This window comes from Alcanivorax nanhaiticus (genome assembly GCF_000756665.1).
GTDB classification, from domain to species: domain Bacteria; phylum Pseudomonadota; class Gammaproteobacteria; order Pseudomonadales; family Alcanivoracaceae; genus Alcanivorax; species Alcanivorax nanhaiticus.
Genome location: NZ_ARXV01000006.1, coordinates 245,291 through 267,647 on the forward strand (window position 1 = coordinate 245,291; position 22,357 = coordinate 267,647).

Here is a 22,357-nt window from a genome sequence, read left to right on the forward strand (position 1 = left end):
ACTTTCGAAACTCGTCTCTCGCAACTCGGAACTGATTACTTCCTGTACCGCGGACTGTCTATTGCCAGTTTTTCCTTCGCCAGGGGCAGCCACAGCTCAATGATCAGCGGCAGCATGTCGCTGATATCGTCTTCAGCAAAGCAACGGCAAATTTCCTCCAGATCATTTTCCGGCAGACCCAATAGCGCGGCGGTAGAAATACAGCGGGATCGCTCACCACGAGCAAAGGCCTCGCCAAGCAGCGCCTCGCGCTCATGCAAGGCATCCAGGTGGGCGATAATTTTCTGGTAATAGCCATCCACTTTGGCATCCGGGTCCGGCTTGTTGCGGTATTTGCGGATAGCAGACATGAGCTCGTCAGCAGTGGGGCGATTAATCGGCATGATTCAGCTCCAGCAATTCCTGCAGACACACCAGCATGTCGTATTCGGTTTCTGCAACGCGCCGACCGATGGCGGCTCGCTCCAGTGACGGCACATGGCCACGCAGATAACTGTAGGCCTGGTACTGACAGATCACGCCCCATTTGAAGGTGCCGAGCAGCTCCCAGTAACGGACGCGGGCCTCGTCCACCGCCTGACCTGTTGCAGCCTCATAAGCGGCATACAGCTGCTGGCGCTGGGCAATGCCACTCACCGGATTATCTCGACGGCCAAAGCGCCAGGCATTCACACACAACCAGCCCAGATCCTCCATGGGATCGCCCAGATGAGTGAGCTCCCAATCCAGCACCCCACTGAGTCCCTGCTCCGAGATCAGAAAGTTACCCAGCCGAAAGTCCCCATGCACCAGTGCCGGTGTTCGTGTCTGCGGGGCATGCTTTTTCAACCAGCCATAGACGAGTGAAAATACCGGCAGTGATTCGCCATAATCCAGATGCATGGCATAAAGCATTTCTACCTGAAAGGCGGCATCCTGCAGCGGCAAACCTTCGAGATTATCCAACGGGGTTCGATGGATCGCGGCCAGTGCACTGGCGACATCCTCGCAGAACCGCTCGCGGGCGTCGGCATAACCATCATCCTTGAGTAGCAACGGCGGCAGCGATTCCCCCGGCAACGCCGCCATCAGGTAGCCTTCACCCAGGCCTTCATCGCCATACAGAATGGTCACCACCCTGGCCACCGGACAATCTGCTTCCTCAGCGGCCTGTTGCGCCAGTGCCTCCCAGCGCTTGCCCGGAGCCATACCAAGGTTTTCTGCACCCGCATCCAAACGCAGGATCCACTGCTGCGGTCCATCGCAATTCGCTTCCAGCCACCAGGTATCGGCAGAGGCACCGGCGGTAAGCCGTCGGCATACCAGCACCTCACAGGGCTGCTGCAACCGTTGCTGCAACAGGGCCGGCAGCGTAGCGAGAATCTGTTCTGCAGAGACCGCCATCAGCAGTGCCTGCCCACCGGCACACCTTCCACCATCTGATCCAGGTACTCCGACATGCCATACCCGGTCAGGCCATCACACTGAAACCGGCTCATGGCTTCAGTGATACGGGTCTGCCGCCATTCGCCAGTGTCGGTCTGTCGACGGTTGCGCAAAGGAATCAGCGCCAGTGATTCCCCGCTGAGCTGATATTCGCGACCAGATACCGTCTTCAGTGAAAATTTCTGTGCCTGCGCCTGATCGCGATCATCCAGCGTCGATTCCATACTGGCTGTGTCGACCAGGTCGTAGACCGACTCACTGCCATCACGGGTGTCGTACACCATACCCCAGATATGCTGGCGTCCGCTTGCCATCTGCACAATGGAAATGTTGACCGCAAACTGCTCCGTGAACACCAGCGGCAGCCAGCGATACCAGTACAGATTTTGCCAGTAACGCGGCCCCCAGGAATGATCGCGCAGACCAAAACCGCTCAGGGCAAAGGGGGTTCCATCAATGCAGACATTGCCCTCGCCTTTCATATGCTGCTCGTAATGACCACGGGCAAAAGACTCGTCGGGATCTTCCTCGATGGGCTGACCGCTCTCGTCCACTGCTTCGCCACCGTATACCGGGGTCATGCCGGTAAACAGCAGATCCGCGCTGACGTTCACCGTTGGATTGTTGGCAAAGGCTTTTTTCGGATCTTCCATTTGCTGGGGGTCATCCAGCAGCACCGCCTTGCCCTCATATTTCAGAGTCAGTGTCTTGAACGGTTCAACCACATCGAAGTGCATACCGCCTGCAGCCAGCGCATCATTGTTGTCTATCTCCACGCGCCGGAACATGAACGCCACCTTTCCGTCCGGCAGATAGAAACAGAATGACATTTCCGCATGTCGCTCATTGGGGCGATTGCCCACCCGAAACCAGCCGCCGCAGGCCTGCTGGTGATCGAACAGGTTGATGTACATGCTCTCATTGAAGTTGCGGGCCGCCTCAATCGGATGCATGTACTCGTCCTGTGGCTCCAGTCTTATCCGTGCACCTTTACCCAGATCCATGCTCGTTCTCCTTGTTCTTTTCAGCGTTGCCTCAGGGTGATGGCTGGGTCGCCATTTTGCACTGTCCGGGACTGACAATATGGATTGGCGGAATTGTCATGTTGCCCCCCTCTGTTAACACGTAGATTCAAAGAAAAAACAAGGGAATAACAATGGATGAACTTCGCGCTCTGCTACAGCCCTGGTATCTACAAATAAAGTTTATTCATTTACTTTTTGTCATGATTTGGAGCTTCAGCACTGCCGTGGCCTACACCTGGTATGTGAAGTCAGCCTGGATTGCCTGGCAACACAATCCGGACGATCCTCACCGCCTTGAACGCCGCAACTGGACCATGGAACAGTTCGACAAGGGTGCAGCTCTGGAGCACATTGCGTTCCCGATTGTGCTGGTCACCGGCGGACTGATGGTGTGGCTGGCAGGCTGGGGAATGGATAGCCACTGGCTGGTGATCAAGCTGGCACTGGTGGTACTGGTGTTCGGCCCCATCGAGCTCTTTGACTACTGGTTATCGCATTTTGGTGGCAGCAAAAAACAATGGCGTCTGAAAGGCGACATGAAACGTTATGAAAAACTGATGCGTTGGCACTGGCGCTTTTTTCAGATCAGTACGCCACTGGTGATTATCGTGATTCCAATTATTATCTTTCTCGCAGTAACCAAGCCCGGCTGACTGCGCATCAGACATAACACCACTCATTGGAACTGTTAGCGCTCTGAATGCACAGCATGAATTACTGCAACCTCAGCAACAGATGCATTCATCACTGTCATTTACCCCCATAAAAAAAGCCAGGGGAGAAACCCCTGGCCGGACTCGGGAGAGCGAGTTTGAAACTGTTGCTGATCAGCCTTTCAGGAAACCTGCCAGACGATCATTAATGGTGGCGGTGCACTCGGTCATGATGTCATCGATGATCTCGGCACAGCTCGGGTAGCTGTCGATCAGCCCCTGGACGATACCGGAGGTCCAGATACCACCGTCGATTTCACCGGAGGTCAGGGCCGCCTTGCCTTTCACACCGGCAACCAGGTCGACGATGTATTCGAACTTCATGTCCTGGCCTTTCTCACGCTCGATTTCGTTCACCTTGGTGGCAACGGCGTTCTTGAATACGCGAGCAGTGTTGTTCAGCGGACGGAAGATCAGGGCGGTGTCCAGCTCGGAAGCCTGGGCAATAGCCTTCTTCATGTTTTCATGAACCGGCGCCTCGGCAGACGCCAGGAAACGGGTCCCCATGTTGATACCGTCAGCACCCAGTGCCAGACACGCTGCCATCTGCGCACCGGTACCGATACCACCTGACGCCAGCATCGGGATCTTCAGCACTTTGGCCGCCGCAGGCAGCAGTACCAGGTTGGGAATATCGTCTTCGCCGGGGTGGCCCGCACACTCGAAGCCATCCACAGATACCGCGGCCACACCCACCTTTTCGGCTTTCAGCGCGTGACGAACGGACGTGCACTTGTGGACCACTTTCACGCCTGCGCCTTCGAACAACGGCATGAACGGCTCCGGGTTACGGCCAGCCGTCTCCACCACGGTAATGCCGTTTTCACAGATAACCCGCGCGTATTCCTCGTAAGGTACCGGCTTGATGGTCGGCAGAATGGTCAGGTTCACACCGAAAGGCTTGTCGGTCATTTCCTTGCAGCGTTTGATTTCCTTGTCCAGATCTTCTGGCGTCGGTTGGGTCAGACCGGTAATGATACCCAGACCACCCGCATTGGAGACAGCGGCAGCCAGCTCGGCATAGCCTACGTTCTGCATGCCACCCTGGACGATTGGATACTGGATACCCAGCAATTCGGTAATACGCGTTTTCATGGGTCTTTCCCCTGCTGAATTAGAACTGCCCCACAGGGCGTGATGGCAGCAAAGTAAACAAGTGGACGGTCGGTCAGCAATGACAGGATTGTTCAGCGGACCGGACAGTTTTGATACAAGCGCCTTATCATTCAGCGCAATGCTTTGATTTTCAATGGAATACGCAAAAATTCATAAAACCGTTCCGCCGCCCTTCTGCGCCGCCAGCAACTGCTTTCTGACACTGGCCGGGGTGCTGCCAGTCCATTGTCGCCAGGCCCGGCTAAAGGCGCTGTGCTCGGAGAACCCTAGCAGAAGGGCGATATCGCCCAGCGTCAGAGAAGGGTCTGAGAGGTAATTTCTCGCCAGCTGTTCGCGTGTTCTGTCCAGCAATTCCCGCCAGGTCATGTTGCGCTCCCCCAGTCTGCGCTGCAGTGTCCGCACCGACATGTGCAGCTCACTGGCCAGGCGCGGCAATGTCACCACCGCTTCCGGCATCAGCCTGACCATGGCCTGCTGCAGGGCACGGTCAAAACTGTCTGATTCCGGCAACGCCAGCAGCATGGCTCGCGCCTGACGATCCAACAGGCTGCGCATCTGCGGCGCGCTGTGGGGCAGCGGCAAGGCCAATAACTCAAGCGGGAACACCACTCGGGTGTGGGACTGCCCAAACCGCACGGGGCAATCGAAAAACTGTTGATAAGCCTCCCTGGCCGCCAGGTCAGGCTCATCAAACACAAAATCCACACGGGTCGGCGAAGGCGGTGATTCCACCAGGCGACGGAGAAAAGCAATCAGTGCAGCAATCGCGGCGCTGTCAGCCAGCTTTCCGGTGGAATCAGCCGACGGCCAGCAGACCGCCATCGTCCCGCCCTCAGCGACCACTTCCACCACTTCACGCCCATAAAACAGCGACTCATAGCGCTGATAGGCCAGCATCGCCTCACCGAGAGTGCGGCAGGTAAGAATCAGATAACCCAGCACCCCCACATGTCGCGGCTGCACCCGGGCACCGATGTCCAGTGCCGGGGCCACCGATTCGGGACGCAAGGCCACTGCCTTCTCCAGCAGCGCATTCCACAGTGGCAGAGGCACCACATCAGCCGGGCTACGGCTGTCCAGAACGGTACGCAAATCCGGGGCCGGCAGATTTTCCTGATCCAGCCAATCGGTTAGAAGCTGCACCCAGGCACCGGTCACCCGCATAGGACTGGCCATGATGCTTTCCTGATTTCCCAAGTGGCACTAATTGTCAAAAATAAGGCACAGATCGTCAATACTTTCGCCCCGACCCACGACACAATGGGCTCAATGCGAATTAGCGAGGCCACATCATGTCAATAACAAGCTGGTTTCAAGATGTCTGGGCAAACAGCGGGCTGGCGCCGCTGTGGGATGCCGTGGCGCCCTGGCTGGCACTGGATGAACGCCAGATCATTTTCGTGATCGCCACCCCGATCTTTATTGGCCTGTTCCTCTGGGAGTATCGCAAGATTCGCCACGACGCAAACCTCGTCGATGGCCGCGAATCGGTACTCAACTTTCTGCTTGGGGCCGGCTACCAGACCACGGAATTACTGTTTGCCGGCATGATTGCCTTTCCGGTTTACGCGCTCGCCTATCATTACCGGCTGATGGACATTGAACTCAACTGGTTCACTGGCCTGCTGCTGTGGGTACTGCTGGATCTGGCCTACTACTGGTTCCATCGCAGCTCGCATCGGGTGCGCTGGCTGTGGGCAGCCCATGTGACTCACCACTCCTCTGAGCGCATGAATTTCTCCACCGCCATGCGCCAAAACGCCACCAACATCTTCAACGGCGGCTGGCTGTTCTATGTCCCGCTGGCGGTAATCGGCTTCAACCCGGTGTGGATCGGCGTGGCCTACGCGTTATCACTGGTCTACCAGTTCTTTATCCACACCACCCTGGTGGACAAATTGCACCCGGCCATTGAATACGTGTTCAACACCCCGAGCCACCACCGTGTTCACCATGGCCGCAATCCTGAGTACATCGACCAGAACTACGCCGGTGTATTCATGATCTGGGACAGAATGTTCGGCACCTTCGTGGAAGAGAAAAAAGACCTGCCGGTGGAATACGGCATCACCCGCCCGGTGCACAGCAACAACCTGCTGGTGAACTGGTGCCATGAGTACATGGATATGTTCCGGGATATGGCAAAGCGGGGACCACTGCTGCAGCGCCTCAAGCACCTGTGGAAACCGCCGGAGTGGAACAGAGAGGAGCAAGTGACAAGTGGCAAGTTACAACGCGACCAGAGTTCACGTTAAACGACCAGCGAAAGAGATCGCGTCCGAACATTTGGACGCGGCCTCCCCCATTCAAGTTGGCTACGCCCAGATCCGCGTTGCAACTTGAAACTTGTCACTTGCAGCAACGCTCTTCAGCCAACCCTCCACCATCCCAAAACGCAAGAAGGGAGCCATTGGCTCCCTTCTTTTTTGTCTTTGCGTGATGCGAGCGCGTTGCGCTTAACGCTGCACCTGGGCAACCAGGTCTTCCAGCTGGATGTTGCTGGTGAGGCGGTCGATACCGTCCATCAGGGTGTCGAGGCTGGCGTCGGTGGAGGACTCGGCGTCTTTCCAGGTCGCTTCCAGCTCAGACTGGTAACCGCGCAACTGGGTACCGATTTCCTGTTCGGTGGTCTGCGCATCAGCCGCTGCGATGGCTGCCACTGCCCAGATCATGATGGCCAAAATCCATTTTGTGCTTTTCATATTCCGCCCCAACTTGTACCGACTTGATTCATTCTTGTCTGGTGTTCAGCGCCTTTAATCTGAAAACCATTGATTTTTTATAGTGGCTTTACGCAGTTCTGCGCAGTGCCTGTTTGTGAAGTCTAGGCAGGAAGAAGGGGAAGTCTAGAAAAAAACGCGCATAAGACGAAAAAACAGCATATAGTATTAGGCAGATCTAATACTTTATAATTAACTTTAACAATCGACGCTAACTTATTGTATTTAAAGAAAAGCGGCTTTGTGATTTGCGTCACACTGGCTGTTTTACAGGCAGCTTCACGAATTCTCAGGCCCGGCTGACACCACCTTCACCGAAGACAATGCCTGCTGATATCCCATCCAGGCCATTACACCCGCCATCAGGTTGCCAAACGCCGCGCCCAGTGCCAGACCGCCAAAACCTCCCAGCTGGAAACCCAGCCACAACAGCGGCAAATAGCACAAGAACAGGCGCAGGAAGGAAAGCAGCATGGCCCGCAACGGCCAACCCAGCGCATTACAGGCAGAAACCACCAGCATGCACACCCCCAGAAAACCAAAACTGGGCGGCATACAACGTATAAGTAGAGCCAGGTAAGCTTGTACCGGAGCGGTCTCCACCAACAGCTGAGCGAGCGGCACTGCCAATACCGCCATCAGCAGGCCCAGCAAGGTTTGCCAGCCAATCACCATGATCGCACCCACTTTCATAAGCTGCTGTACTGTCTGCCAGTCCCGGCGTCCATAACAGCGGCCCAGCCAGGGCGGCAACGCCATGGTCATGCCCAGAACCAATACAATGGTGAAACTTTCCAGACGACTGGCCATCCCCCAGGCGGCCACCGCCTGCTCACCACCGCGGGCCACCATGGCAGTCGCCAACATGGCCGCCAACGGTGGCATCAGCTGACTGATCATGGCTGGGCCAGCAATATGCAGAAACGGCAGGGCCGATTTCTTTACCTGCTCCATCATCCCGTGCCGCTGAACCCAGCCCTTGCCGCGCAGAGCCCAGACCAGCAGCAGCGCACCAATGCAAAATGACAACAGCGTCGCCAGGGCGGCACCCCGCAAGCCGAACCCCTGCCAATCACCAACACCAAAAATCAGCAGGGGATCGAGCAGTAGATTGAGCAGACTGGTAAGCACCATCATCATGCCCGGAAAGCGGGTATCCCCATGGGCACGAAAGAGACTGTAGCCAAAGTACACCACCCCACCGATCCACATGGCTGGCAGCTGCAACGCCCAGTAAGGACGAATCATTGCCTGCACTTCCGGGGACGCCCCTAAAAGATCAAACACCGGCTCCTGAACCCACCATAAAACCACCGCCAACAGTGCCAACAAGGCTCCACCGCCAGCCAACACCAGCGCCCCAAGACGGTTGGCATCCTCAAACTGCTCTGCACCAATGGCACGGGAAATCAACGCGGCAATGGCAATGCCCACCCCCACCTGCACCCCGATCACCAGAAACGCCAGCGGGAAAGTGAATGACTGTGCCGCCAGCGGCAACGTCCCCAACCGCGCCACAAACACGCTGTCCACCAGATAAAAACCCAACAGCGCCATCACCCCCAGCGCCATGGGCCAGGTCTGCTCCCACAACTGGCGGGCCAGGGTCAGATTGGAAGGGCGAGCGTCGGTCTGCTGCACGGGACAACCTTCAGGTTGGAATCGGGTTTGGGGAGACTAGCAGGGGTTCAGTGAACAGTTAACAGTGAATAGTGAACAGCGCGCGCGATTGTCTTGTGGGGTTTCAACTTCTGAGGCCGCGCGTCACGGTTGGGCGCGGGCTGCCAGGCCTGAATCTGGCGCCAGCGATGGTCGCGCAACTGTTCACTGTTCACTATTAACTGTTAATTGCCTTTAGCCTTTCAGTCCATTTCCCCGTTTCCACCAGCTCCAGGAATTCATCTCCGAGCCGCTCACTTTCCGCCATGGCCTTGCGCCAGCTGGCTTCGCGAGCAGCGTCGTCATTCATGAACTGCTTGAAGTCGCGCCGGTCGGGAAGCTTGCGGTTGGGCAGTGTTTGAAGGTACTCAGCAGAAGGCGACACCAGCAGCGTACGGCTGAGCTTCTGCGGATCGCCGTTGCGCCAACGCAATGGCTTGTCAAACCAGCCGGGGATGACACGGTCGGTGAAATGGGGATACAGCACGATGCCTTCGCTGCGATAAGGCAGATCCAGATGGTAGTCGAGCAGGCCACCATCACGATATACCCCTTCTGGAGCACCCGGCAGATCAACCACCCCTGCCAACACCATGGGGATGGCCGCACTGGCAAGCAATGCGGCACGCAGATTGTCGGGCCCGAGGGGAATATCGTGAGAGGTGAAATCGTTGAGCTCATGCAGCGGCAAAGCATCACCCGCTGGATACACCAGCCCGCGCTCCATAAAAAGTCGCGACGCCTTGCGACTGAACAGGTTGGAGCCAATCAGCCCCGCCAACCCTGCTCCCAAGCCCAATCCATCCTCACGAGCCATCAGCCCCCGGCTGCGAATCACCACGATGGCCAGACGGTAATGGGGGTGATTGAGAATATGGTCATCCCGGTCCCCAATCAGCTCCTCCAGCATAAGGGCACACTGCTCGGATACCTGGGCCGGGGAATGACGGCCATCAAAACGTTGTCGGGTATAAATCTCGGCCAGTTGACGCAGGCCCGCCACCGGGTCCGTCGACATGCTGATCGCCGCAAACCGCCAGCTACCGATCGAGGCACCGATCAGGGTGCGAGGGCGAGGAGCGCGAGGAAGAAAGTCGCCAAACACGGCCCGGTCCAGACCGAGAATACCCAACGCTTTCGGTCCGCCCGCCGCCCCGGGGATGATATCCACATGCTCCGGCTGTAAACCATGCTCACGTAGATGGGCAATGGCATCGCGCCCCGCACGAATAGTCAGCGCCGGTGACGACGTATGAATGGCAACCACCCTGCTCTCCCACACTCTCAAGTCAGGATTGGCATGTTAACCATTGAATGCATGAAGAAAAACTGCAGAGACGTCGGTGATCGGGTGCTTCACGACGGGAGGATGCCCACGGGCCTGTTAACACTACCGGGATGACGCCTGTTGAGCGTCCGGCGCTAATCTTCTTTCAAAAAACGCCCCAGCACACGGGTGAACTCCAATGGCTGACTCATCAGCGGCACATGCCCGGCACGTGGCAACACCACATGGTTCGCACCGGCCAGGCTGGCAAACGCGGCCTGTCCTTCAGCGGGATAAAGTGGCGACAACGCCCCCGTCAGCACCGTGGTGGGTACCGGGAAAGCTCGGGCGCTTTCACGGTAGTCATGGGCACCATCCAGATACGCACTGAGATAGGCGCGCAGATCAGACACATCGGAAACCGGCAGCAAACGGGCCCACAATCCGGCCCAGCGAGAACTGGCATCAAACGCCTGCTTCAACCTTTCGTTACCGGAAATCTGCGCCATGATATCCACCAGCCCCTGCAGCACGCGTTCACGTAGCCCCACCGCCAGATTGACCACCTTGCCCTGCTCTGGCGCGCCCTCCAGCAAGGAAAGCAAGCTGCGCAGCTGGTCAAAGAAATGGGGTTGCCGCTCGCCGAACAGACCGTGGATCCAGTCGTCCTGGTTAGTGGTGCAGGGCGACTGATCCACATGCAGATAGCGGGAAAAAGGAGAAAAATCACCAAATGCCTGCCAATGCAGGCTGGTCGTCGCCCCCAGGGAGTACCCCACCAGATAGCAGCGTTCCAGCCCGAAGTAACTCACCAGATCTTCCATGTCTTCCATGTGATTATGGAAAACATCCGCCTGATTAAAGCGCACCTTGCCGGAGTTTCCTGCACCGCGCAGATCAGGAAGATAAAACTGGAACTGCCGGGCAAAGGGCAGCACAAAGGGGAGCCAGTCACGACCCTGCATGCCAAGGCCATGGAGCATCAATACCGGCTGGCCACGCCCGACGGTTCGAACATGCAGAAACTGGCCATCCCTGACCGGGAAGAACGGCATCCTACCCCCTTGTTATTCCAACAGTTTTAGCAAATCAGCCATACAGGCACAGGTAGGCCGTTTCCACTTCTACCTTTACCTGAAACTTGCTGTTGGCTTCCACTTCAAAGGACTCACCGGCAGCAAAAGTCTGCCAATCGGCAGCGCCCGGCAACTTGATCGTCAGCGCACCACTCACCACGGTCATGGTTTCGTGCTCGCTGGTGCCGAACTCATAGTCACCCGGCGCCATCACACCCACGGTGGCTGGCTTGGTTTCGGTTTGGAAAGCAATGGATGCCACTTTGGCATCGAAGTATTCGTTGACCTTGAACATACAAGGGCCTCCGCTGAATCAATGGAGGCGCGAGTATGCCAAAAGCCGGCCTTTCCTGCCGCTTATTTCCACTCTGTCTCGATGGGTGTCCCCTGGCGCACCGTTCGCGTCACAGGCGTCTTCGCTGCAATCTCCAGTAATCGCTGGCGCTGCTCATCACCAAGCTCAGCACTGCAGGTTAACGTTCGATCAATATGCTCGCCCCCTTGATCATCACGATAGAAATGCAGCCCCACATGGATTTCACCCAGCTCCCAGCCTTTCTTTTCCGCATACATGCGCAGGGTAATCGAGGTGCACGCCCCCAGCCCGGACAGCAACAACTCGTAGGGATTTGGCCCCTGATCCTGCCCCCCCATGGACTCACCTTCATCCGCCTTGAGGCAATGCTGCCGCACCTGAATATCCTGCTGATAATGATATCTACCCAATACCTCAACCCTTGCCATGGCACCGTCCTTTTCTTTGTCAGTGGGGCACACCATACTGAGGGCGCACCATCATTCTTCACTATTGGACTATGCCACGGAGACGGCCATGAGCAACCTCAATGACAATGGCGAACTGGTGGAATGCCCCAATCAGGCAGGCGAACCCACTCTCAGGCCGGTAACATCACGCAAGAGCATTCTCGGCAGCGGCCTGCCGATCATTCGCCACCTACCCAGCCGCGATCAGCGTCTCATCGGCCCCTGGTGTTTTCTGGATCATATCGGCCCCACGTCATTGAGCGAAGAAAATGCGGTAGACGTGGGCACCCACCCTCACACCGGCCTGCAAACGGTTACCTGGCTATTTGAAGGTGCACTGCTGCACAAGGACAGTCTGGGCTACCAACAGGTGATTGAACCCGGCCAGCTCAACCTGATGACCGCAGGGCATGGCATCTGCCATTCCGAGGAAAGCCCGCCGGGGTTCAGTGGGCCCATGCACGGTCTGCAATTCTGGATTGCTCTGCCAGCCGAGCACGAAGATACCGAACCGGCTTTTGCCCACCACACGGACCTGCCTCAATGGGAACAGGACGGCATCCACATCACGCTGGTGGTCGGAGAACTGGCCGGGCAAGCGTCTCCCGCAAAGGTGTTTTCGGCGCTGGTCGGAGCAGACATCCAAGCCCCTGAAGGTGGCAGCCTGACCCTGCCGGTACCTGCCAGCTTCGAACTGGGACTGTGCATCAATGAAGGCAGTGCCAACCTGGAAGGGCGCATGCTGGATGTGGGCGAACTGTATTACCTGGGACAAGGCCGCGAACAACTTAGCCTCACTCTGGAACCGGGCAGCCGGGTGATGCTACTGGGCGGCGAGCCCCTGCATCAACCCGTGCTGCTGTGGTGGAATTTTGTCGGCCGGGACCAGGAGCGTCTGGAACAGGCACTGGCCGACTGGAATCGCTGGCCAAACAATCGCTTCGGCGACGTAGCGGCTTACCAGGGCAAACCGCTTAGCGCGCCAACCCTGGATCCGCAAGTTCGTTTGAAGTAGCTGTCAGGAGGAAGCAACCTGCTGGCAGAAAAGAGCCACTCCAGTGCTGTCCGGCGCAGGGTGAGTAATGATGGCATCGTAACTTTTGCCCAACTCGATATCGCAGCTGCGGGTTATCGCCGCTGCCGCACCAACTTTGACTTCCGCATCGAGCTGTGTCGCCACTACCGGCGTCCCTGTCACGTAGCTGCTGACCGCACCGTAAGGCAGATTGTTTGCCACGCTGCTACCTTTGAGGGCAATGCTAATGGTTTGACCGCTTTGATCTGACAGAGCATGGATAAAACGGACCCTGACCTGATTGGACGGCACGGACACGGCAACCTGCCTGAAGGACTTCAGGTTTGGAATCTGTTCACCAGCACCCGCCAGTTTACCCATCAATACCAGCGTATAATTTGCACCCGCAGCAAGCGTGAGCCCCTTGTCATCTACCACGGTCGTGACATCCGTATTCACGTCAAACAACACCGTCTCAGTATCACTATCAAGCTTAAAGGCCATTCCGCCCTGTTGTGTTGTGGAATACTGGTGATCTTCAAACAGGGGGTCTGACAAATTATTACGTATGATCACGTCGACGCGAGTATCAGTATCTTCTGTTCCACTCCCGCTATAATCCGTGAGCTGATTATGAAAATAGATCCCCGTTCTTTCTCGAAACAAGTCATCGCTGTCATCATCGTCACTACCACCGCAGCCCGTTAGCACAACGCTACTGATAACAACCAACATTCCCCAACCGCGCATAACACCTCACTAAAAACGCAAAAGGCCATGATAAACATGGCCATCGACCACCATCTGGAATCAGTTCTCAGGTAGGCCATATAATTGCACGAAAGTTCCACATTACTTTTTAACAGACGAAATCACCTTGGATAACCGCCATAAAAGAACACCCCTGCACTTCTGTCACTCTTCAGCGCAGCAATATAGATTCTTTCATTCTCCCTATCATGGAAGAGAATCCCGCCCAGTGTTTGCCCGTCATACAAGCAGTCGGGATCATCGAAGCTGATCGATAGATTGAACGCCATGCCTTCTGCCTTCGGCACCACCGCACCGGAAAAAGAGCAGTATGCTTCAACGGAAACCCGTCCCGTCAGTGCGCCATCCGCTCCCACCTCAATGGTGGTAAATTGCGTACCTGCAACGGTGTCAAAACCTCCCGCATAAACCCCCTCCAGGTCATCAAGATTTGCCACCACGTCGCCATCAGGCGCCGACGTAAACCCCATTGCTTCCCCCTGATCATCGACTACCTGCCCTGTCAGGTACTGTCCTTGCACATACGTCGCCTCAACACTGACAGCCAGCACAGGCTCGCCATCACCATCCAGATAAAAGCGTCGGGCCGGAGCAATACTCAAGCTACCCCGTGCAGCCGTGGCCACACCGTGGACCAGACCTTCAACAGCATCGTATCCACCACCCTCGGCACCAAGAAAAAAGTAACTCTCTCCGCTATCCAGCACTACCGCCAGCAGGGTTCTCCCCGTATCCGTTGCCCCCCGATACACCCCTTTTGCCTCGTTGCTGGAGGCAGGGCTATCGTCGCTATTTGATCCTCCCCCACCACCACAGGCAGTCAGGACCAATACACACCACACCATCATTACTCTTTTCATTTTAACTCCTCGTTTGAATCCCTTTTCTCAATTGCATTCCTCAGGCATAGCGCTCATTACCGCTTGATGGCGATCAGGAAGTACGTATCCAGGCTGCTTTCGGGCACCCATCGATACACCAACGAGAACCCGGCATACCGATGACTTCGTTCAAGGCTTTCACGTGAAAGAAAATGGACGAACGGCGTTATCCCGAGGAAGTGGGCAGCCGCAGCCACGGGTTTTAAGCAGGGGCGTGTATCTTTCATGCACACAGTGCTGCTGATGAAAACTCCGCCAGATTTGAGAAGACCAAATATCTCCTGGATCGTGGTCGCAGGATCGGGCACGAGGTGCAGAACATTCAGACCCAGGACCACATCAAACTGCCTCGGCTTCCCTTTCAGGCTATCCAGCGTTGCCACCTCAAAAGTGAGCTGCTCGACCGGCTCTGAGACCCACTTTGATCGCGCAATCTCAATCATCTTTGATGACGTATCGATAGCCAGATAGCGATTAACGTAAGGAGCATGTAGCAACGCTGTGGAACCGGTTCCGCAACCAAACTCCAGAACATCTATTTCCGGCCCGAGGAAGCTACGAGTCAGAGCCAACTTTCTTTGATAGGCCTCCTGATCGGCTATTGTGCGCCGCGCATAACGCTCTGCTGTCCTGTTCCAGAATTCCACCGATGAATCCACCAGGCTTCTCCCGCTCGCCAAAATCCGATAAAGATTCACGCAGTTTATTTATTCATATAAATTACAAAATCCCCTATATTGCATTTTAGGTATGCATATTCGTATGAATTGGCGAACCATGAAATTCGACTGGAACCGGGCTCGGGCATTCCTTGTCACTGCAGAAGAAGGATCATTGTCTGCCGCCGCTCTCGCGTTGGGCATGTCGCAACCCACACTAAGTCGGCAAGTCACCGCCCTTGAAGAAGAACTGGGAACCGCCTTGTTTGAACGGGTTGGCAGAGGGCTGACCCTGACCCCAACCGGCCTGGATCTGCTTGTTTATGTACAAGCCATGGGAGAAGCCGCCAGCAGCCTGTCACTGGCCGCCACAGGACGCGCGACTTCCATCGAGGGAGAGATAACCATTTCAGCTTCGGAGGTGACCGCCGCCTATATCCTGCCTCCAATTCTGCAAAAGCTGCGGCGGACCTACCCCGGCATACAGGTCTGCCTGGTTGCATCCAACAGCGCCAGTGACCTTCGCCGCCGGGAGGCAGACATTGCCATTCGCAACTTTCGCCCCACAGAGCCAAACCTGATTGCCAGAAAACTGGGAGAATTCGCCGCCGCGCTCTACGCAACGCCTGACTATCTGGCAGGCCTTGATGCTGCGACAACACCCGAAGCGCTGACCCAGGCCCGCTTTATCGGTTTTGCTTCTGCAAACGAAGCGTTTATCAACGCCCTTGGCGCCCATGGGATAGCACTTCAAGATCACAACTTTGCCGCCAGGGTCGACAGCCATGTGGTTCAGTGGGAAATGGTGAAACAGGGTATGGGGATAGGGGTGATGCCGGTCGAACTGGCAAGTACAGAGCCCTTGGTCAGACGAGTACTGGCAGACACATTATTCCGTGGGGATGTCTGGCTCGTTGCTCACCGTGAACTGAGAACGAACCTGAGGGTGCGCACAGTTTTCGATTTTCTCGCCAACGAAGTTGGCCGGCACTTCACCGACGCCGCATCGCTGTATTAAGCCAACCGCAATCAACTAGAACGGCTGGCAATAAATCGCAATCTGGTCGTCAGCACTATCAAAGCGGGTGTAGGCGATAATGGCATCATAGCTGCGGCCACTGCTGACATTGCAGCTGACCTGATCAATCAAGACACCCTGGGTCTGATTGTTCACATCGACCTGTAGCGAACTGCCCGCGGACAGGGAAACGTAATTACTCCCCATCGCATATTCCAGGCCAGATACCAGCTGCTGGGTGCCGCCGGGCAAGGTGACACTCAGTTCATCGCCATTCAGTCTTGAAAGGGTATTGATAAAGCGAACACGGATCTGGCCGCTAGCAACATCCACATCCTGATAACGGAACGTTTTTAGCTCGCGGTTATCGAGGGTAGTGTCGCCCATCATCACTACGGTGTAGCGATCCCCCGCCGTGAGGGTACGATTTACCGGACCATTGATAAGGGTGCTACCTGAACCGGCACCTCGGACATCGAAGGCGATACTCTCGCTTTCGTCATCCAGCTCAATAGACTGACTGCTGACGCTGCCGGTTTCGGTGTAGCCACGATCGCTCAGCAGTGCCGAATTCATGTCATCCACGAACAGATCCACACTGACATCGCTGCTGCTGCCACCCGTGGTTTGCGTCAATTGATTGTGGAAATACAGCCGGGTACTGTCAGAAAACAGCCCTCCGTCCTCATCCTCATCACAACCAAAGGCCGATAAACCAGCGATGGACGCTGCCAATACCATGCGCAGAAACACCATGGTCAATCACTCCCGGAGCTGGCCTCTTCGGGCTGCTCCAGCAGCGCGGCAGGTTCACTCTCGTTGAATTCACGGATAAAGATGCCCCAGAAGGCTACAAACAACGCCGCCAGCAACGGCCCCAGCGCAAAGCCGGTGATACCGAACATGGCCAGGCCGCCCAGGGTAGAAAACAGCACCACATAATCCGGTAACTTGGTATCCCGGCCCACCAGAATGGGCCGCAAGATATTATCTACCAGACCAATGATGAAAATGCCGTAAAGCAACAACACCGTCGCCTCTACCATATCACCCACGGCATAGAGGTAAACGGCCACCGGTAGCCAGATCAGTCCTGCACCCACCGCTGGGATCAGCGACAGCACCGCCATCACCACACCCCACAGCATTGCACCGGGGATATCCAGGATCCAGAAGATCAGGCCACCCAGCGCCCCCTGAGTAATCGCCACCACAAGATTGCCCTTGATAGTGGCTCGTGTGACTTCGGCAAATTTTGCGAACAGCAATTTTTCGCGTTCATCACCCAGCGGCAGCGCGCGGATCAGCATGGCGATCATGCTATCCCCATCGCGGATCAGGAAGAAAGCCAGGTACAGCATCAGCCCCAAATTGAGGAAAAACTGGAAGGTATTCTGCCCTACAGCCAGTGCCCGCTTGGCCAGAAACTGGCCGGCCCCGGTAAAGGCCTGTACTGCCTGCGCCTTGATCCGCTCCAGATCGATATCGAATCGTTCCGCGAGAGACTGGATACCGGGAAAAGCGTGTTTGATCTTGTCTACGTATTCGGCCAGATTGATCTCGCCGCTCTGCACCTTCTGAAACAGCCCGACCCCTTCCGTCACGAAAGAAGTGGCCACAAACAGCACCGGAATAATCACCAGCACAATACACAGCGTCAGCGTCAGCAGCGCGACCAGATTGCGGCGATTGGGCCAGCGCGCCAGCAAGCGCTTTTGGAACGGGTAGAAAATCACGCTAATGGCGCAGGCCCAGAACACCGGTGCCCAGAATGGCTGCAGCAGCATGGCGAAGACCAGGCTGACACCCACCAGCGTGAGTAAAAAGGCACGCTGCTCCAGCGTTTCCGACTTCCCTGTATCCATACGGTTCTCTTCCCTCAGACTGCAGCCTTGATGACAGTGCTGCCCAGATACGCCATATAAGCCACGTAGACAATCAACAGGCCAATGCCATTGGCCCGCGTCACCTGCCCCTTGCGCCCCCACAGACCGTAGCCCATGACGAACAACACCAGGGTCAGCCCGGTCATCAAGGACCAGTCGCGCAGCAGCACATCCTGCTCCACCGCCATGGGGCTGATGGCGCCGGCAATACCGACCACGGCCAGCGTATTGAACAGGTTCGAGCCTATCACGTTGCCAAAAGCGATATCGTGCTCGTTCTTGCGTACCGCCGCGATGCTGGAGGCCAGTTCCGGCAGCGACGTGCCGATGGCCACAATGGTGAGACCAATGATCAGGTCGCTGACCCCCAGCGACTGGGCAATGAACACCGCGCCCCATACCAGCGCCCGGGAGCTGACCACCAGCAGGATCAGTCCGACCACCAGCCAGAACAAGGACGCCTTCAGGGGCAGTGGGTGCTCGGCCAAATCGGTTTCCACTTCACCGCCCAGCACATCCCCCTTGCCGCTCATGGCCGCATAGACTGACCACCCCATCAGCGCCGCCAGCAGGCCGATAAGAATCCAGGCGTCCAGCCGAGAGATATGGCCATCAATCAGTTGGTAACCTGCCAGCAGGGTGATCACGGTCAGTACCGGCAGCTCCTTGCGCAACACCGCAGAGTTGATGGCGATCGGGCTGATCACTGCCACCACACCCAGGATCAGGGCGATATTGGAAATATTGGAACCGTAGGCATTCCCCAGCGCCAGGGAAGGGTTGCCCTCCATCGCCGCCAGCGCCGACACCACCATCTCCGGCGCGGAGGTGCCGAAGCCCACGATCAACATACCAATTAGCAGTGGCGGCATCCCCGCATGGGCCGCCGTGCCGGCGGCACCATCCACAAACTTGTCCGCACTCCACACCAGCAGAATCAATCCGCCAATTACGGCAGCAATGGCCAGCAACATCGGTACTCCTTTGGGCTCTCGAGAAAATCAGGATCAGGCGGGCCACATTGTGGCAGAGAGGGGAGGCATAAGCACCAGCTACGAGCGACAAGGCGCAGCAAAGACACTGCACACTAATGAAGGCAGGGCGAGGTACGAGTTGCGAGTTGCGAAGATCAAAACATGGCAGCATGACTGCCCGGCGGTGGGAGCTTGCCTGCAAGCGATGAAGCCTTGATCCATTCCCCATCGCTTGCAGGCAAGCTCCCACAGGTGATTAAACGATGGCTTGACCTTGATCTTCGGACTCGCAACTCGTACCTCGTAATCTGTCGCCCCTAAACCGCCTCCCCCTCACGGGCCTTGATCCCATACGCCAAGGTGTACAACACCGGCACCACCACCAACGTCAGGATGGTGGCAAAGCCGAGGCCGAACATGATCACCACCGCCATGGACTCGAAGAAGGCATCAAACAGCAACGGCACCATACCCAACACGGTAGTAATCGCCGCCATGCACACCGGACGCACCCGTGACACTGACGCATGCACCACCGCATCCAGCGGTTCCCGCTCGGTCATCTCCAGCTTGATCTGCTCCACCAGCACAATACCGTTCTTCACCAACATGCCGGACAAGCTCAGGAAACCAAGCAAGGCCATGAAGCCAAACGGCGCGTTGAGTAATAGCAGCCCCAGTGTCACCCCAATGACCGCCAATGGCACCGTGGCCCAGATCACCAACGGCAGACGCAAGGAATTGAACAGCAGCATGGTGATGATGAACATGAACAGATAACCCAGAGGCAAGCTGCCGAATACCGCTGCCTGTGCATCGCGGGAGGCTTCGTATTCCCCGCCCCAGGTCAGCGCGTAACCCGGCGGTAATTCCAGTGCCTCAATCTGCGGGCGAATCCGGCGCAACACATGGTCGGCGGTCTCATCACCGAGCACATCGGGCTCCGCTTGCACGGTAAGGGTCCGCTTGCGATCCCGGCGCATGATCAAGGCGTTTTCCCACTCGGTGGAAAAGTCCGACACCACCTGGCTAATAGGAATATAGGTGGCGTATACCGGCGACCAGACCTGCACGTCGTTGAGGTTGTTGGCACTGAGTCGTTCATCATCCGGGGGGCGGGCCACAATGGGCAGCAGCTTGCTGCCATCGCGGTACAACCCTACCGTACGACCACTGAAGTTCAGCGCCAGCGTGTTGTCCAAATCCTCACGGCTGATGCCGGCACGCCGGGCCTGGGCCTCCTGGAACTGCGGACGGATTACCTTTTCCTGCTGCCGCCAGTCATGGCGAATACTTTCCAGTGCGCCATCCGCCACCATGATCGCTTCAGCCTGCAAGCCCAGTTCACGAAGTGTGGCCGGGTCAGGCCCGCTGAAGCGGGCTTCGATGGAGGCCGCCGGACTGGGACCGATCATCAAGCGTTTCACCTTGGCAAAGGCCTGCAGGTGCTGCTCACGAATCAGGGTGCGGGTATCTGCAAGGGCAGCATCAATCTGCTCGCGGTCTCGCACCTGCACAATCAGCTGACCGTAACTTGGGTAACTTTTCTCCGGCGCATAAGGCAGCATAAAGCGCTCTGCACCGCGGCCGATGGTGGTGGTCACCTGGGTCACGCTGTCCATGTCCAGCAACGACGCTTCCAGCCTTGCCACCGACTCCCGGGTTGCCCGGATATCACTGCCTTGGGGTAGCCAGTAATCCACCAGATACATGGGGGTATTGGACGGCGGGAAAAAAGCCTGCTTGACGAAACCAAAGCCCACCAGCGCCGCCACCATCAACACCGCCATACCGGACAGCGTCAGTACCCGGTGGTGAATCGCCCGATCCAGCATGCGACGGTAGAGCACGAAGATTCGACCCTTGTAGGGGTCATCTCCCTCGCCATCGCTCCCACCAACATCCTTGTCGCTGAAAAACAGTTCGGCAAAGAAGGGCACCAGAGTAATGGCGGTGACCCAGCTCAGCATCAGGGAAATCAGCAATACCCAGAACAGGCTGTTGGTGTACTCCCCGGTGGCATCCTCCGAAAGACCAATAGGTGCAAAGGCCATGATGGCAATCACCGTGGCCCCCAGCAGCGGCCAGACTGTCTGGCGGACAATCTCCGATGCCGCCTCCAGTTTGGAGAGCCCCCGCTTCATGCCAACCAGAATACCTTCGGTGACCACGATGGCATTATCTACAAGCATGCCCAGGGCAATGATCAATGCGCCCAGGGAAATACGCTGCAGGTCGATGGCCATTATCTTCATCAGGATGAAGGTGCCCAGAATGGTAAGCAGCAGAACACCCCCCATGAGCAGGCCTGAGCGTAGCCCCATGAACACCAGCAACACCGCAATCACGATAGCCACGGCCTCGCCCAGATTGAGCATGAAGGCACTGACCGAGTTATCTACTTCATTGGGCTGGTTGTAGACTGTGGCCAGCGCCATACCCACCGGCCGCTGGTATTCCAGTTCCTTGAGACGCTGATCCACCAGCGCCCCCACATCCACCACGTTCACGCCGGAAGAAAACGAGATACCGAGGGTCAATGCCGCACCACCATTGAAACGGTAGAGGTGGCTGGGCACTTCCGCATAACCTCGTTCGATGGTGGCCACATCACGCAGGTAGACCAGCTCATCGGCACCGGGGTCGGAAATCAGCAAGCTGCCCATGGCCTGCACCGTGGGGAATTCACCGGTCGGGTAGATGCGAATGTATTCATCCCCCACCCTCACCTTGCCGGCGGGGTTCACGGTATTCTGGGTCTGCAGCAGGGCAAAGATCCGGTCCGGACTGATCCCCAGGGACGCCAGCCGGGTACGGGAAATTTCCACCAGCACCTGTTCCTGACGCTGGCCTCCCACCACCACCTTGCCGACACCCTTCACCAGCACCAACTCGCGACGCAGCAGGTCGGCATAATCCTGCATGTCTTCGTAGCTGTAGCCGTCCCCGGTGATGGCCAGCAAAATGCCGTACACATCGCCGAAATCATCCAGCACCTGAATACTTCCTGCCCCCGGCGGTAATTGTCCCTGCAGGTCGGTCATCTTGTGGCGCAGTTCGTCCCAGATCTGCTTGAGTTGACTGGCACGGTACTCGGGTTTCATTTCCACCTGCACCTGGGACAGGCCACTGCCGGAAATAGAGGTCACCGTTTTCACATAGGGCAGACTCTGGATAGCGGCTTCCACCGGCAGCGTCACTTCCTCTTCCACCTGCCGTGGAGAGGCCCCGGGATACTGGGTGATGACCATGGCGATCTTGAGGGTAAACTCGGGATCCTCCAGCTGCCCCAGACGGGTAAAGCTCACCGCCCCACCTACCAGCAGCACCACCGTCAGCAGCCAGCTCACCACCTTGTGGCGAACGCTGTACTCGGCAATATTCATC

The 22,357-nt window shown here is 56.9% G+C and carries 22 protein-coding genes; 4 read left to right on the forward strand and 18 right to left on the reverse strand.

The genetic code is table 11. From position 1 onward, the window contains the following. Positions 1-35: 35 nt before the first annotated feature. Genes Y5S_RS09685 through Y5S_RS09695 form a run of 3 tightly spaced genes read right to left on the reverse strand, consistent with a single transcriptional unit; the run spans position 36 to position 2,429 of the window. A complete protein-coding gene (locus tag Y5S_RS09685) occupies positions 36-383 on the reverse strand; it encodes a hypothetical protein (RefSeq protein WP_035232514.1) in 348 nt (115 codons plus the stop codon). After that, complete coding sequence (locus tag Y5S_RS09690; RefSeq protein ID WP_035232515.1) at positions 373-1,383, reverse strand: phosphotransferase family protein; 1,011 nt, start codon at positions 1,381-1,383, stop codon at positions 373-375. The genes Y5S_RS09685 and Y5S_RS09690 overlap by 11 nt, the downstream gene beginning before the upstream one ends. After that, entirely contained in the window at positions 1,383-2,429 is a 1,047-nt protein-coding gene (locus tag Y5S_RS09695) for a DUF7064 domain-containing protein (protein WP_035232516.1), read from the reverse strand. Before Y5S_RS09695 ends, Y5S_RS09690 begins: the two co-directional genes overlap by 1 nt. A gap of 152 nt (positions 2,430-2,581) precedes the next feature. On the opposite strand from Y5S_RS09695, the gene Y5S_RS09700 reads away from it, so the two are divergent. After that, positions 2,582-3,103, forward strand: a complete 522-nt coding sequence (locus tag Y5S_RS09700) for a hypothetical protein (protein WP_035232517.1) — start codon at positions 2,582-2,584, stop codon at positions 3,101-3,103. 174 nt (positions 3,104-3,277) lie between these two features. On the opposite strand, the gene Y5S_RS09705 is transcribed toward Y5S_RS09700, so the two are convergent. Both Y5S_RS09705 and Y5S_RS09710 read right to left on the reverse strand, forming a co-directional pair. Next, entirely contained in the window at positions 3,278-4,258 is a 981-nt protein-coding gene (locus Y5S_RS09705) for an NAD(P)H-dependent flavin oxidoreductase (RefSeq protein WP_035232518.1), read from the reverse strand. Between the two features lie 171 nt (positions 4,259-4,429). After that, the gene (locus tag Y5S_RS09710) at positions 4,430-5,455 is read right to left on the reverse strand and encodes a helix-turn-helix domain-containing protein (RefSeq protein ID WP_035232519.1); all 1,026 of its coding nucleotides are present in this window, start codon (positions 5,453-5,455) and stop codon (positions 4,430-4,432) included. Between the two features lie 116 nt (positions 5,456-5,571). On the opposite strand from Y5S_RS09710, the gene Y5S_RS09715 reads away from it, so the two are divergent. Then, on the forward strand, positions 5,572-6,534 hold the full coding sequence (locus tag Y5S_RS09715) for a sterol desaturase family protein (RefSeq protein WP_035232520.1): 963 nt from the start codon (positions 5,572-5,574) through the stop codon (positions 6,532-6,534). 201 nt (positions 6,535-6,735) lie between these two features. On the opposite strand, the gene Y5S_RS09720 is transcribed toward Y5S_RS09715, so the two are convergent. The 6 genes from Y5S_RS09720 to Y5S_RS09745 form a co-directional block, all read right to left on the reverse strand. Beyond that, positions 6,736-6,981, reverse strand: coding sequence for a hypothetical protein (locus Y5S_RS09720; RefSeq protein WP_035232521.1), 246 nt, complete (start codon positions 6,979-6,981; stop codon positions 6,736-6,738). A gap of 297 nt (positions 6,982-7,278) precedes the next feature. Continuing rightward, positions 7,279-8,571 (reverse strand): MATE family efflux transporter, encoded by a 1,293-nt coding sequence (locus Y5S_RS09725; RefSeq protein ID WP_052041512.1) that lies wholly within the window; start codon positions 8,569-8,571, stop codon positions 7,279-7,281. A gap of 265 nt (positions 8,572-8,836) precedes the next feature. After that, the gene (locus tag Y5S_RS09730; protein WP_035232522.1) at positions 8,837-9,925 is read right to left on the reverse strand and encodes a patatin-like phospholipase family protein; all 1,089 of its coding nucleotides are present in this window, start codon (positions 9,923-9,925) and stop codon (positions 8,837-8,839) included. 155 nt (positions 9,926-10,080) lie between these two features. Then, positions 10,081-10,980 carry an alpha/beta fold hydrolase gene (locus Y5S_RS09735; RefSeq protein WP_035232523.1) on the reverse strand — a complete coding sequence of 300 codons (900 nt, stop codon included), beginning with the start codon at positions 10,978-10,980 and terminating at the stop codon, positions 10,081-10,083. 34 nt (positions 10,981-11,014) lie between these two features. After that, on the reverse strand, positions 11,015-11,296 hold the full coding sequence (ppnP, locus tag Y5S_RS09740) for a pyrimidine/purine nucleoside phosphorylase (protein WP_035232524.1): 282 nt from the start codon (positions 11,294-11,296) through the stop codon (positions 11,015-11,017). 62 nt (positions 11,297-11,358) lie between these two features. Then, positions 11,359-11,745 (reverse strand): OsmC family protein, encoded by a 387-nt coding sequence (locus Y5S_RS09745; protein ID WP_035232626.1) that lies wholly within the window; start codon positions 11,743-11,745, stop codon positions 11,359-11,361. An 88-nt stretch (positions 11,746-11,833) separates the two neighbouring features. Here Y5S_RS09745 and Y5S_RS09750 point away from each other — a divergent pair, with 88 nt between their 5' ends. Continuing rightward, a complete protein-coding gene (locus Y5S_RS09750; RefSeq protein WP_052041504.1) occupies positions 11,834-12,781 on the forward strand; it encodes a pirin family protein in 948 nt (315 codons plus the stop codon). 3 nt (positions 12,782-12,784) lie between these two features. Here Y5S_RS09750 and Y5S_RS09755 read toward each other — a convergent pair whose 3' ends face one another. From Y5S_RS09755 to Y5S_RS09765, 3 genes are all read right to left on the reverse strand, one after another. After that, positions 12,785-13,516: a DUF4397 domain-containing protein gene (locus Y5S_RS09755; protein ID WP_156107694.1), complete on the reverse strand. Its 732-nt coding sequence runs from the start codon at positions 13,514-13,516 to the stop codon at positions 12,785-12,787. Between the two features lie 137 nt (positions 13,517-13,653). After that, on the reverse strand, positions 13,654-14,412 hold the full coding sequence (locus Y5S_RS09760; protein ID WP_035232526.1) for a hypothetical protein: 759 nt from the start codon (positions 14,410-14,412) through the stop codon (positions 13,654-13,656). A gap of 56 nt (positions 14,413-14,468) precedes the next feature. After that, a complete protein-coding gene (locus Y5S_RS09765) occupies positions 14,469-15,092 on the reverse strand; it encodes a class I SAM-dependent methyltransferase (protein WP_035232527.1) in 624 nt (207 codons plus the stop codon). A gap of 118 nt (positions 15,093-15,210) precedes the next feature. On the opposite strand from Y5S_RS09765, the gene Y5S_RS09770 reads away from it, so the two are divergent. Next, positions 15,211-16,110: a LysR family transcriptional regulator gene (locus Y5S_RS09770; RefSeq protein WP_231552664.1), complete on the forward strand. Its 900-nt coding sequence runs from the start codon at positions 15,211-15,213 to the stop codon at positions 16,108-16,110. A gap of 15 nt (positions 16,111-16,125) precedes the next feature. On the opposite strand, the gene Y5S_RS09775 is transcribed toward Y5S_RS09770, so the two are convergent. The 4 genes from Y5S_RS09775 to Y5S_RS09790 all read right to left on the reverse strand — a co-directional run bounded on the left by Y5S_RS09775 (position 16,126) and on the right by Y5S_RS09790 (position 22,356). Beyond that, entirely contained in the window at positions 16,126-16,866 is a 741-nt protein-coding gene (locus Y5S_RS09775; RefSeq protein ID WP_035232530.1) for a DUF4397 domain-containing protein, read from the reverse strand. Between the two features lie 2 nt (positions 16,867-16,868). Then, positions 16,869-17,975 carry an AI-2E family transporter gene (locus tag Y5S_RS09780; protein ID WP_035232532.1) on the reverse strand — a complete coding sequence of 369 codons (1,107 nt, stop codon included), beginning with the start codon at positions 17,973-17,975 and terminating at the stop codon, positions 16,869-16,871. 14 nt (positions 17,976-17,989) lie between these two features. Beyond that, positions 17,990-18,970: a calcium/sodium antiporter gene (locus Y5S_RS09785; protein ID WP_035232535.1), complete on the reverse strand. Its 981-nt coding sequence runs from the start codon at positions 18,968-18,970 to the stop codon at positions 17,990-17,992. A 317-nt stretch (positions 18,971-19,287) separates the two neighbouring features. Further along, on the reverse strand, positions 19,288-22,356 hold the full coding sequence (locus tag Y5S_RS09790; protein WP_035232537.1) for an efflux RND transporter permease subunit: 3,069 nt from the start codon (positions 22,354-22,356) through the stop codon (positions 19,288-19,290). Position 22,357: the final 1 nt, after the last annotated feature.

What these genes read in the sequence shown, in the direction of transcription:
- Y5S_RS09700 (WP_035232517.1), top strand. Translation starts at nt 2,582, where the DNA reads ATGGATGAACTTCGCGCTCTGCTACAGCCCTGGTATCTACAAATAAAG.
- Y5S_RS09685 (WP_035232514.1), bottom strand. Translation starts at nt 383, where the DNA reads ATGCCGATTAATCGCCCCACTGCTGACGAGCTCATGTCTGCTATCCGC.
- Y5S_RS09785 (WP_035232535.1), bottom strand. Translation starts at nt 18,970, where the DNA reads ATGTTGCTGGCCATTGCTGCCGTAATTGGCGGATTGATTCTGCTGGTG.
- Y5S_RS09715 (WP_035232520.1), top strand. Translation starts at nt 5,572, where the DNA reads ATGTCAATAACAAGCTGGTTTCAAGATGTCTGGGCAAACAGCGGGCTG.
- Y5S_RS09745 (WP_035232626.1), bottom strand. Translation starts at nt 11,745, where the DNA reads ATGGCAAGGGTTGAGGTATTGGGTAGATATCATTATCAGCAGGATATT.
- Y5S_RS09710 (WP_035232519.1), bottom strand. Translation starts at nt 5,455, where the DNA reads ATGGCCAGTCCTATGCGGGTGACCGGTGCCTGGGTGCAGCTTCTAACC.
- Y5S_RS09790 (WP_035232537.1), bottom strand. Translation starts at nt 22,356, where the DNA reads ATGAATATTGCCGAGTACAGCGTTCGCCACAAGGTGGTGAGCTGGCTG.
- Y5S_RS09720 (WP_035232521.1), bottom strand. Translation starts at nt 6,981, where the DNA reads ATGAAAAGCACAAAATGGATTTTGGCCATCATGATCTGGGCAGTGGCA.
- Y5S_RS09725 (WP_052041512.1), bottom strand. Translation starts at nt 8,571, where the DNA reads ATGGCGCTGGGGGTGATGGCGCTGTTGGGTTTTTATCTGGTGGACAGC.
- Y5S_RS09735 (WP_035232523.1), bottom strand. Translation starts at nt 10,980, where the DNA reads ATGCCGTTCTTCCCGGTCAGGGATGGCCAGTTTCTGCATGTTCGAACC.
- Y5S_RS09775 (WP_035232530.1), bottom strand. Translation starts at nt 16,866, where the DNA reads ATGGTGTTTCTGCGCATGGTATTGGCAGCGTCCATCGCTGGTTTATCG.
- Y5S_RS09780 (WP_035232532.1), bottom strand. Translation starts at nt 17,975, where the DNA reads ATGGATACAGGGAAGTCGGAAACGCTGGAGCAGCGTGCCTTTTTACTC.
- Y5S_RS09690 (WP_035232515.1), bottom strand. Translation starts at nt 1,383, where the DNA reads ATGGCGGTCTCTGCAGAACAGATTCTCGCTACGCTGCCGGCCCTGTTG.
- Y5S_RS09750 (WP_052041504.1), top strand. Translation starts at nt 11,834, where the DNA reads ATGAGCAACCTCAATGACAATGGCGAACTGGTGGAATGCCCCAATCAG.
- Y5S_RS09760 (WP_035232526.1), bottom strand. Translation starts at nt 14,412, where the DNA reads ATGAAAAGAGTAATGATGGTGTGGTGTGTATTGGTCCTGACTGCCTGT.
- Y5S_RS09755 (WP_156107694.1), bottom strand. Translation starts at nt 13,516, where the DNA reads ATGTTGGTTGTTATCAGTAGCGTTGTGCTAACGGGCTGCGGTGGTAGT.
- Y5S_RS09695 (WP_035232516.1), bottom strand. Translation starts at nt 2,429, where the DNA reads ATGGATCTGGGTAAAGGTGCACGGATAAGACTGGAGCCACAGGACGAG.
- ppnP (WP_035232524.1), bottom strand. Translation starts at nt 11,296, where the DNA reads ATGTTCAAGGTCAACGAATACTTCGATGCCAAAGTGGCATCCATTGCT.
- Y5S_RS09705 (WP_035232518.1), bottom strand. Translation starts at nt 4,258, where the DNA reads ATGAAAACGCGTATTACCGAATTGCTGGGTATCCAGTATCCAATCGTC.
- Y5S_RS09770 (WP_231552664.1), top strand. Translation starts at nt 15,211, where the DNA reads ATGAAATTCGACTGGAACCGGGCTCGGGCATTCCTTGTCACTGCAGAA.